The organism is Ruegeria sp. BHSA162 (assembly GCF_059613385.1).
In genome coordinates, this window is sequence record NZ_JBXWSK010000130.1 from 1 (window position 1) to 5,365 (window position 5,365).

Sequence of the window (5,365 nt, forward strand, 5' to 3'; positions counted from 1 at the left end):
AGCGCGCCAGCCCTTCTACCAGTTCACGCAGAGCCGCGCCGCCCTTGCCCTTGATCAGCCCTTGCTCCACAGCGATCCGCGCGCCCTTAACCAGCGACACGCCATGTTCGCGCGCGGTGCGCTGGATCGTCTGCTGCGCCTTGTCGCCCAAGCCGCGCTTGGGGGTGTTCACGATCCGCTCGAAAGCCAGATCGTCCTCGGGGCTGACCACCAGCCGGAAATAGGCCATGGCATCCCGGATCTCCATCCGTTCATAGAATCGAGGGCCGCCGATCACCTTGTAGGGCAGGCCGATGGTCAAGAACCGGTCCTCGAAGGCGCGCATCTGGTGGCTGGCGCGCACGAGGATGGCGATCTCACTGTAACTATAGCGAAAGAATGCTGGTTCTAAGTCCTTTTCCTCATCAGAAAAACCTTTCAGTCTCCAAACTAGGTTTAGTGTCTTAAAGTCTTGAAATGGGAAGTTCTGCGCAACCAGTTGGCTTTCTAACTGCCTAAGATTTGTTACACCACTTAATGCACCTCGCTTCGACAGTCTTTCAAACTCTTGAAGGATGTCCTGTGATCTTGGGTTTTCTCTTCGCTTTGCAAAAGGAGAAGTTCCATCAACTAGTGCTTCGATCTCTTCGCCTATCCTGCGTGCTTCTTCTTCGCCATCCCAATGTCCGCCCAACTGAACTTTCTCGCCGCGAGGGAAATCGGTCCAAAGCTCTTTGCCCAAACGATTTTCATTTGCACGAATGATATTCGATGCGGCAGCCAGAATATGAGGGGTTGAGCGATAGTTCTGCTCCAAGCGCACCACAAAGGCACCGGGGAAATCCTTCTCAAAGCGCAGGATGTTTTCCACTTCGGCCCCGCGCCAGCCATAGATCGACTGGTCATCGTCGCCCACGCAGCAGATGTTCTTGTGCCCGCCCGCCAGCAGCCGCAGCCACAGGTATTGGGCGATGTTGGTGTCCTGGTATTCGTCCACAAGGATGTAGCGGAACCAGCGCTGGTATTGCTCCAGCACGTCCGGGTGGGTCTGGAAGATGGTGACCATGTGCAACAGCAGGTCGCCGAAATCCACCGCGTTCAGCTCGCGCAGGCGGGTCTGGTATTGAGCGTAAAGCTCGACGCCCTTGTTGTTGTAGGCCCCGGCATCGGCGGTGGGCACCTTGTCGGGCGTCAGGGCGCGGTTCTTCCAGTCGTCGATGATGCCGGCCAGCATCCGCGCAGGCCAGCGCTTGTCGTCGATATTGGCGGCCTGCACCAACTGCTTGAGCAATCGCAACTGGTCGTCGGTATCCAGAATGGTGAAGTTCGACTTCAGCCCCGCCAGTTCCGCATGGCGACGCAGCAGCTTGACGCAGATCGAGTGGAAGGTGCCCAGCCACGGCATCCCCTCGGCGGGCTGGCCCAGCAGGCGGCCGACCCGTTCCTTCATCTCGCGCGCGGCCTTGTTGGTGAAGGTCACGGCGAGGATCTCGTTCGGGCGGGCCCGCCCGGTGTTCAGCAGATGCGCAATGCGGGTGGTCAGGGCCTTGGTCTTGCCGGTGCCCGCCCCGGCCAGCATCAGGATCGGGCCATCCAACAGCTCGACCGCTTCCCGCTGCGCCGGGTTCAATTCATTCAAGTAGTCCGCCTCGGGCCGAAGCGCGGCCATGGCGCGGGCCGACAGCGAGGCGCCTTCGAAGGCGTCATTTTCATCGAAACTGCTCATGCGCCCAAACTAAGCCGGAAGCGCGCCGAGGGAAAGGGTTTGTTCACGGCTTGTTCGCACGGTTTTGCGAATTTCTTTCGTAGCGCTGGTTGAGCCGTCAGGCGCAGGCTGCATCCGACTGAAACCCTTGCCGAATCGCGCGGCAGGTCGGATCAATCGACATGGACCTGCACAGCACCTATCCGGGCATCGAGGATCTGAAGCGCCGCGCACGCCGTCGGTTGCCGCGCTTTGTCTGGGACTATGTCGACAGCGGCACCGGGGCCGAGACCGCGCTGAAACGCAACCGGGCGGCGCTGGACCGCATCGGGTTTCTGCCCGCCATCCTGAAAGGCCCGCTGGAATTCGACACCAGCACCCGCTTTCTGGGGCGCGACCATCCGCTGCCCTTCGGCATGGCTCCGATCGGGATGTGCGGGCTGGTCTGGCCTGGGGCCGAGGCGCTGATGGCGCGCGCCGCCGCGCAGGCGGGCATTCCCTATGTTCTGTCCACTGTCGCCAGCCAAAGCCCCGAGGACATGGCCCCGCATATCGGACCCGACGCCTGGTTCCAGCTGTACCCGCCCAAGGACCCGGAGATTCGCGCCGACTTACTGAGCCGCGCCAAATCGGCCGGGTTCGGCACGCTGGTGCTGACGGTCGATGTGCCCGTGGCCTCGCGCCGGGAACGGCAGACCCGATCGGGCCTGACCCATCCGCCGCGCCTGACGCCGCGCCTGCTGGCGCAGAGCGCCGCCCGCCCGGCCTGGGCCTGGGGCATGGCGCGTCACGGCAAGCCACGGATGCGCACGCTGGACAAATACATCGACGACACCACCAACCTGCCGCCCACGGCGCATATCGGATACCTGCTCAGGACCTCTCCGGGCATGGATTACGTCAAGTGGCTGCGCGATCACTGGCAGGGGCCGTTCATTATCAAGGGCGTGCTGCGCCCCGAGGATGCCGAGCGGCTGAAACAGGCCGGGATCGACGCGCTTTGGGTGTCGAATCACGGTGGCCGTCAGTTCGATGGCGCGCCGGCCAGCATCGACATGCTGCCCGCCATCCGCGCCGCAACCGACCTGCCGCTGATCTTCGACAGCGGCGTTTCGGGCGGGCTGGACATTCTGCGGGCGCGGGCCTTGGGCGCCGATCTGGTCATGCTGGGGCGGGCGTTCCTCTATGGCGTTGCAGCATTGGGCGCGCGCGGCCCGACCCATGTCATCGATATTCTGCGGCAGGACATGCTTGCAAATATGGGACAATTGGGTGCCGCAACGCTAAAATATCTGCCTAGTGTTAACGCAAACATTGATGCCGCGATGCAGCATGTGCCATAAAACGCCGCAATAGGCGGCGTTTGCGAGCGATAACATGCCGGTTCTACCCAGAACTACAGATATATCTGCGCGTAATCTCGGTCTATTAACACGGCCAAATGCAAAAGACCGGGACTTGCCATGACTGACTTCAAGAAAATCCTGATCGCCAACAGGGGTGAGATTGCCATTCGCGTGATGCGCGCCGCGAACGAGATGGGCAAACGCACCGTTGCCGTCTATGCCGAGGAGGACAAGCTGGGCCTGCACCGGTTCAAGGCGGACGAGGCGTATCGCATCGGCGAGGGTCTGGGCCCGGTCGCGGCCTATCTGTCGATCGACGAGATCATCCGCGTCGCCAAGGAAAGCGGCGCTGACGCCATCCACCCGGGCTATGGCCTGCTGTCGGAAAACCCCGATTTCGTGGATGCCTGCGTGCAGAACGGTATCACCTTCATCGGCCCCAAGGCCGAAACCATGCGCGCCCTGGGCGACAAGGCCAGCGCACGCAAGGTGGCGATTGCCGCCGGTGTGCCGGTGATCCCGGCGACCGAAGTACTGGGCGATGACATGGACGCGATCCGCAAGGAAGCGGCCGAGATCGGCTATCCGCTGATGCTCAAAGCGTCCTGGGGCGGCGGCGGCCGGGGGATGCGCCCGATCTATTCCGAAGACGAGTTGGAAGAAAAGGTTCTGGAAGGCCGCCGCGAGGCCGAGGCCGCATTCGGCAATGGTGAGGGCTATCTGGAAAAGATGATCACCCGCGCCCGCCATGTCGAGGTGCAGATCCTGGGCGACAAACACGGGCAGATCTATCACCTGTATGAACGCGACTGCTCGGTTCAGCGCCGAAACCAGAAGGTCGTGGAACGCGCCCCTGCCCCCTATCTGACCGAAGAGCAACGCGCCGAGATCTGCGACCTGGGCCGCCGCATCTGTGCGCATGTGAACTATGAATGCGCCGGCACGGTCGAATTCCTGATGGATATGGAGACCGGCAAGTTCTATTTCATCGAGGTGAACCCCCGCGTCCAGGTCGAACACACCGTGACCGAAGAGGTCACCGGCATCGACATCGTGCAGGCGCAGATCCTGATCGCCGAGGGCAAGACCCTGGCCGAGGCCACCGGCAAGGCCAGCCAGGACGAAATCCGCCTGAACGGCCACGCCCTGCAGACGCGCGTGACCACCGAAGACCCGCTCAACAACTTCATCCCCGACTATGGGCGCATCACGGCCTATCGTTCGGCCACGGGCATGGGCATCCGGCTGGATGGCGGCACGGCCTATGCCGGCGGGGTGATCACGCGGTATTACGACTCGCTGCTGACCAAGGTCACCGCCTGGGCGCCGACGCCGGAAAAGGCGATTGCCCGGATGGACCGCGCCCTACGAGAGTTCCGCGTGCGCGGTGTTTCCACCAACATCGCCTTTGTCGAAAACCTGCTGAAGCACCCGACCTTCCTGTCGAACGAATACACCACCAAGTTCATCGACGAGACGCCCGAGCTGTTTCAGTTCAAGAAGCGCCGCGACCGGGGCACCAAGGTTCTGACCTATATCGCCGACATAACGGTGAACGGGCACCCCGAGACCAAGGATCGCCCGCGGCCGCGTGCCGACCTCAAGGAACCCAAGCCCCCCGCGCCCAAGGCGGAACCGCTGATGGGCACGCGCAACCTGCTGGAACAGAAGGGCCCGCAGGCCGTGGCCGACTGGATGAAGGCCCAGCGCCAGTTGCTGATCACAGACACCACCATGCGCGACGGGCACCAGTCGCTGCTGGCCACCCGCATGCGCTCGATCGACATGATCCGCGTGGCGCCCAGCTATGCCGCGAACCTGCCGCAGCTGTTCAGCGTCGAATGCTGGGGCGGGGCGACCTTCGACGTGGCCTATCGTTTCCTGCAGGAATGCCCCTGGCAGCGCCTGCGCGACCTGCGCGAGGCCATGCCCAACCTGATGACCCAGATGCTGCTGCGCGGTGCCAATGGGGTGGGCTATACCAACTATCCCGACAACGTGGTGCAGGAATTCGTGCGCCAGGCCGCGCAGAACATCGACGTGTTCCGCGTCTTCGACTCGCTTAACTGGGTCGAGAACATGCGCGTGGCGATGGACGCTGTGATCGAGAACGGCAAGATCTGCGAAGGCACCGTCTGCTATACCGGCGATATCCTCGACCCGAACCGCGCCAAGTATGACCTGAAATACTATGTCGGCATGGCCAAGGAGTTGCGCGACGCCGGCGCCCATGTTCTGGGCCTCAAGGACATGGCCGGCCTGCTGAAACCCGCCGCCGCGCGGGTGCTGATCCGCGCACTGAAGGAAGAGGTCGGCCTGCCGATCCATTTCCACA

At 62.6% G+C, this 5,365-nt stretch carries 3 protein-coding genes; 2 read left to right on the forward strand and 1 reads right to left on the reverse strand.

The window, feature by feature from the left end; all coding sequences use genetic code 11:
• On the reverse strand, positions 1-1,705 hold a 1,705-nt coding region (locus AC2FM5_RS19120), incomplete at its 3' end, for an ATP-dependent helicase (RefSeq protein ID WP_496737520.1).
• A gap of 161 nt (positions 1,706-1,866) precedes the next feature.
• Between AC2FM5_RS19120 and AC2FM5_RS19125 the strand changes: the two genes are divergently transcribed.
• Positions 1,867-3,027, forward strand: coding sequence for an alpha-hydroxy acid oxidase (locus AC2FM5_RS19125; protein ID WP_496737522.1), 1,161 nt, complete (start codon positions 1,867-1,869; stop codon positions 3,025-3,027).
• 120 nt (positions 3,028-3,147) lie between these two features.
• On the forward strand, positions 3,148-5,365 hold a 2,218-nt coding region (locus tag AC2FM5_RS19130; protein WP_496737524.1), incomplete at its 3' end, for a pyruvate carboxylase.